4 protein-coding genes are annotated in these 6,000 nt (G+C 37.0%); 1 reads left to right on the top strand and 3 read right to left on the bottom strand.

Translation table 11 applies throughout. The annotated features are described in order from the left end of the window. On the top strand, nucleotides 1–2,259 hold a 2,259-nt coding region (locus BUB25_RS06625; RefSeq protein ID WP_139256889.1), incomplete at its 5' end, for a T9SS type A sorting domain-containing protein. A gap of 205 nt (nucleotides 2,260–2,464) precedes the next feature. Here the strand turns inward: BUB25_RS06625 and BUB25_RS06620 are convergent. The 3 genes from BUB25_RS06620 to BUB25_RS06610 all read right to left on the bottom strand — a co-directional run bounded on the left by BUB25_RS06620 (nucleotide 2,465) and on the right by BUB25_RS06610 (nucleotide 5,540). Then, the gene (locus tag BUB25_RS06620; RefSeq protein ID WP_072942062.1) at nucleotides 2,465–3,826 is read right to left on the bottom strand and encodes an amidohydrolase; all 1,362 of its coding nucleotides are present in this window, start codon (nucleotides 3,824–3,826) and stop codon (nucleotides 2,465–2,467) included. Between the two features lie 18 nt (nucleotides 3,827–3,844). Beyond that, complete coding sequence (locus BUB25_RS06615) at nucleotides 3,845–4,531, bottom strand: ankyrin repeat domain-containing protein (protein WP_072942060.1); 687 nt, start codon at nucleotides 4,529–4,531, stop codon at nucleotides 3,845–3,847. A 136-nt stretch (nucleotides 4,532–4,667) separates the two neighbouring features. Further along, a complete protein-coding gene (locus BUB25_RS06610; protein ID WP_084089442.1) occupies nucleotides 4,668–5,540 on the bottom strand; it encodes a helix-turn-helix domain-containing protein in 873 nt (290 codons plus the stop codon). Nucleotides 5,541–6,000: the final 460 nt, after the last annotated feature.

Raw genomic sequence — 6,000 nt, 5'->3', positions numbered from 1 at the left:
AGCGGACTTGCTGCTGGAACCTATTCTTGGAAAGTGAAAGATGCCAACGAATGTGTCAAATCAGGTACGGTGACCATCAGCATTCCTGCTGATATCGCAGCATCTGCTGTTGCCAATAATCCGCTTTGCTTTGGCGTAGCCAATACCGGCTTTACCATCACCGCTTCCGGAGGAACAGGCAGCCTGATGTATTCTAAAGATAACGGCGCTACTTATGTGGCTTCGGGTGTATTCAGCGGACTTAGCGCTGGAACTTATTCTTGGAAAGTGAAAGATGCCAACGAATGTGTCAAATCAGGTACAGTAACGATCACCATTCCTGCTGATATCGCAGCATCTGCTGTTGCCAATAATCCGCTTTGCTTCGGCGTAGCCAATACCGGTTTTACCATCACCGCATCGGGAGGAACAGGAACACTGATGTATTCCAAAGATAACGGCGCTACTTATGTCGCTTCGGGTGTATTCAGCGGACTTAGCGTTGGAACTTATTCTTGGAAAGTGAAAGATGCCAACGAATGTGTCAAATCAGGTACGGTAACGATCACCATTCCTGCTGATATCGCAGCATCTGCTGTTGCCAATAATCCGCTTTGCTTCGGCGTAGCCAATACCGGTTTTACCATCACCGCATCGGGAGGAACAGGAACACTGATGTATTCCAAAGATAACGGCGCTACCTATGTCGCTTCGGGTGTATTCAGCGGACTTAGCGTTGGAACCTATTCTTGGAAAGTGAAAGATGCCAACGAATGTGTCAAATCAGGTACGGTGACCATCAGCATTCCTGCTATAATTGTAGCAAATGTTACACCAGCTAACCCTAAATGTTGTTACGAACCAAACGGTTCGATCACCATTGCAGCTTCTGGAGGCACAGCTACTTTGATGTATTCAATAAATGATGGGGTAAGTTACCAAGCCTCTAATGTATTTAGCGGACTACTTGCCGGAGAATACAAATGGGTAGTTAAAGATGCTAATAATTGTATCTTGAAAGGCACGGTTACTTTAACCAATCCTCCATTGATAGCAGCATCATCAACTCTTGTAAATCCGATATGTCATGGAGGAACTGACGGTTCGATTACCATTATTGCATCTGGAGGAACGGGTACTTTGATGTACTCAATAGATCAAGGTAATACTTATCACACTTCCAATGTATTTACCGGCCTTGCTGCAGGAGAATACAAATGGAGAGTGAAAGATGCCAATGACTGCTTATTGAAAGGTACATTTATTTTGACCTCTCCACCAGCGGTAATTGTAACATCAACTCTTGTGAATCCTAAATGTAATGGAGGAACTGATGGTTCGATTACCATTAATGCTACGGGAGGAAACAGTCCATTGATGTACTCTATAAATGATGGTGCCACTTACCAAACATCCCAAGTATTTAATGCATTAGCTGCTGGACAATACCAATGGGCAGTAAAAGAAGGCAATGGATGTATCACGAGAGGCACTGTTAATTTAATCGCTCCTACACTGATAGTTGCGTCAGCAACACCTACAAATCCTAAATGTAATGGAGGAACCGACGGTTCATTTACCATCACAGCAACAGGAGGAACAGGAACATTGATGTACTCTAAAGATGATGGATCAACTTACCAAACATCAAATGTATTTGCAGGTCTTACGGCAGGAGAATACAAATGGGCGGTAAAAGATGTCAATGATTGTGTTAAGAAAGGCATTGTTACTTTAGCTAATCCGACATTGATTTCAGTATCTGTATCAGCGGTAAATCCTTCTTGCTGTGAAGCATTAAAAGATGGTTCAATCACATTGAACGCCTCAGGTGGAACAGCTGCATTCCTTTATTCCATCAATGACGGTGCGACATACCAGGTATCCAATTTCTTTGGCAATTTATCTGCAGGAGAATACAAATGGATGGTAAAAGATGCCAACAACTGTCTTACAAGTGGTACGGTTATTTTGCGTAATCCAAGTGATCCGCTTGCTCGACCAGCTGCACAAACTAAGACCGCTAGTTTTACAGCTTATCCAGTTCCTTTTAAAGACGTTCTTACTATTCGATACGATTTTGATTATACATCTGATGTAAAAATTGAAGTATTTAATATGCAAGGAATCTTGGTACTATCTAAAACAGATACCAATAGTTATTTGAACAAAGAAATCATGTTACACCTTCATACTTACAAGGAACAAGAAGAGATTTTTATTGTGAAATTGACTACTGATAGAGGAAATAGCGTTAAAAAAGTAATGTCTTCTAAATAACTTTTAATCATTAACTCGTCCTATAAAATATTGAGAAGGATCGTAGTACAAATTAAGCCTCGAAAGTAAACTTTCGAGGCTTTTTTAATGATTACCTTCTGAAATCACACGAAAAGCTAAAATTCAGAAAACAAAACTTTCTCTTCCGTATAAAAACGGGTACTCCAATCTTTTATAGAATTCCTTTACAGAAGACAAACTGCTATTATCCCTTCATTTCCCCTGCAATTAATTTTCCTTTAAAAAAGACACCTTCTCTTTTAGGCAGACGCGCTACAGCCTCTGCAGAACAACTTGATTTTACCAAAATAAAATTAGCTTCATTACCTACTGCTGGCCATACACGATCCCCTGAGTCATTAAGAGGTAATATTTCGTCAGTAGTGGCAATATGCAGCGCTCGGCTTAGACTGTATTCATCGGTCCAACCATAAAGTTGCGCACATAATTTTGCCTTTTCCAACATATCGCAAGTACCAAAAGGCATCCAATGATCCACAATACTATCAGTACCGGTCATTAGTTTTACACCATATTTTTTCAAGGTAGGTATAGGCATAATGGTTCTACCTATTGGAATTGTAGAAACCACTCCGATACCAAGCGCTCCCATTTGCTCAGCTATTTTTTCTAATTCCTTCTGTTCCATTCTCGCAAGCGCAAAGCCATGACTGATATAGGTTTTACCTTGAAGCTGCTTATTTTCTTCGGTTCTTTTAATAATATATTCGATTGCTGTCTTACCCGATGGCGGTGATTCATGCAAATGTATATCTATCCCTTTATTGTTATCCAAAGCGATTTGAAACATCGCATCAAGTGATTTTTCCAGATGGCCGTCAACGCTTGTTGGGTCCAGTCCACCAATGAAATCCACTCCCATCTTTGCAGCCTCTCTCAGTAAAGATTCTGATTGAGAATAAAGTATGCCGTGTTGTGGAAAAGCAACTATTTCCCAGGCAAAACTATCTTTGTTTTTCTCTAAAGCCGCCAACAAATGCTCCAAGCTTTTTAATCCGCTCACGGGATCGATATTACATTGGCAACGAGCAAAATAACTTCCTTGACTTTGCATCAACTTAATGGCTTCTTCGGCCTTTCTTTGCGAATCTGGCAACAATTGCGGGATTAACTTCTGTTCCAGCGTAATCATATCCTTTACCGTATACCCTTTTCTAGGTGCAGCATTCCACTTGCCTCCATAATAGGTTTTATCGATATGAATGTGCATGTCACGCAAGGCAGGAAGCATTAAAAGTCCTTTGGCATCAATTGTTTTTAATTTTAAATTCAATCGCTCTTTTGCTATGCTTTTAATTTTCCCATCGGCGATATGCAAGTTGTACAAGCCTGTTTTGGTGGCTTGAACTTCCTTTTTTTCATTGTATTCAAAACCGTCTTCCAGCCTTACATTTGTCAAAATATATTCTTTCGAGCCAGCAGTTTTTTCATCCTCAGGCAACACTTGTGCCATTGCCGCATTTCCTACGCCAGAAAACAAAGCCGCTCCTGTTGCGGCGGCACTCATTCCTAAAAATTGTTTTCGACTAATTTTTTTCTGTTCCATTATTATAACTTTATAATTTTATCCCTTTTTTTCTAATAATTTTACCATTTCAACATACTGTAGTTTTTTAGCATGATCCAAGGCAGTCATACCATTTTTATCTGCTATGTTTATATTACAACCGCCATCAATAAGTGCAGCGACAATATTTACATGAACTCTACCGCCATCACTCAATAAAACAGCTTCTAACAATGCAGTCCAACCTAAATTATTGATATGATCTTTAGGAAAACCTGCCGTATTTACCAATAATTTCACAACTTCCAGATGACCTTTCTCAGCCGCTGGTATAAGTGCCGTACCTCCGTAACGATTGAATATGTTAAAATTTGCGCCATGATTCAATGCCATTTTTACCAGTTCCAAATTACCTTCGGCACCCGCATATAAAAAAGGACTATTTTTAATATCATCCTGTGTATTAACATTGGCACCGGCATCGATTAACAAAGCCGCAATCTTATTATTACGTTTATAAACCGCATGCATCAATGCAGTTCTCCCCTTTTCATGTTTGTGTTCTAAAAATGGTTTATCTCTTAAAATAGTAGCCACAAGTGTGACATTCCCACTATCAACTGCTTCAAAAAGAGCTTTATTTTTATCCATAATATCTGCTTGTTTAGATGAACAACTCACTAACGATATAATAATCAAAATAAATCCTGTTAGTAAATTACTCCTGTTTTTTAAGTTGGTCATAAAACGTATTTTTAAATACTGAAAAAAGATTTTTAGCCAAAAACCTTTTGAATAAACTTTTAAATATGCTAACCGCAGCTAGACACTTATTAAGATTTACAAAAATCGATTAGAAATTCAATTTCGAGCAGTATTATTAATGAGAAGAATGGTAAAAATTATAACTTTCCCTAAAATCACTTGGAGCCTTTCCGGTATGCTTTCTAAATGCCTTACTAAAATAACCGTTATCATTAAAACCCAACTGATAAGCTATTTCTTTCATAGACAAGCTAGTACTAATAAGCAAACGCTTAGCTTCCAGCATAATTCTGTCTTTTATAAAATCCCCTGCTGCAGTTTTTAAATATTTTTGCGAAAGGATATTGAGATAATTTGGAGTAATATTCAACTGTTGGGCATAAAACCGCACCGAAGATTCTTCATGAAAATGAATCTCAATTAAATCAATAAATTTTTGGACTATTTTTTCAGGTCTGACAATAACCTCATTGTCTGGAAAATGAGCGACATAATCCTTTTGTAATAATTTGAGTAACAAATGCAACCGAAGCACCACTATTTCTTTGGTCAATAGATCTTTATACGGAAGCAATTTTTCTATTTCTTGCAGCTGTTTTCTATATTCATCAAACTCTTTTGTGTGCAAAGAAAGGCAGGAGGGCGAAGCCAGTTGAAAAAAAGGAAAAGGAGATAAATTAGAAAACACTTGTATCACTTCTTCAGAAAGCATCAATTGAAAACCTGAAGTCCCCTCTTTTAGGGACCAATTATGCAGCTGTCCCGGTCTTATAAAATAAATCTGATTATCACTTACCTTGTATTGCATGAAGTCTATATCATGTAAGCCTGAACCACTATCAACAAAAAAAACGAGATAAAAATCATGTTTATGAGGTTGCTCAAATTCATTTCGTCCCTTTACACTGTGACGAAACAAACTAATACCCAAAGGATCTTCGCCCAGTATATTACCAATTGATAAAGTAGGAATGGAAAGATTATCCAAAATAAAAAATGTTCATTAAGTTGCCCAAAAATAAAAAATTAAACTTGATGAAATTTGAAAACTTATAATCTTTCAAAAAAATCTTATTTATAACGCAATTAAATTCTTAAATTTATTCCTTATTAATTGTTCTTATAGTATTTACATTTTTTTTAAAACTCGTCTCCAAGCTGTTAATAAAACCGAAGTACAACCTAAAAAATCAGGATATTAACTATTAAAATAAATTACTAACAATTTAAACATTCCAAAAATATTTAAACTGTAATTATCTGACCATTTAAACACCTAATTAAACACACTCATTTCCTTATTTTATATTTTCTTGTAATCACACACCTACAATTATTGTTGACAACAAAAAAAATAAAAGTTTAGAATTTAAAAAACGAGTTAAAATATTTCTCCAATAATACTGGGAGTTTATAGTATAAAAAACCAAAACCAAATTTAAAGTTAA

The sequence above is a fragment of the Flavobacterium granuli genome (assembly GCF_900129705.1).
GTDB classification, from domain to species: domain Bacteria; phylum Bacteroidota; class Bacteroidia; order Flavobacteriales; family Flavobacteriaceae; genus Flavobacterium; species Flavobacterium granuli.
This window is presented reverse-complemented; position numbering and strand designations above follow the sequence as displayed.

Coding starts and splice junctions, on each gene's coding strand:
- BUB25_RS06620 (WP_072942062.1), bottom strand. CDS start 3,826: ATGGAACAGAAAAAAATTAGTCGAAAACAATTTTTAGGAATGAGTGCC.
- BUB25_RS06615 (WP_072942060.1), bottom strand. CDS start 4,531: ATGACCAACTTAAAAAACAGGAGTAATTTACTAACAGGATTTATTTTG.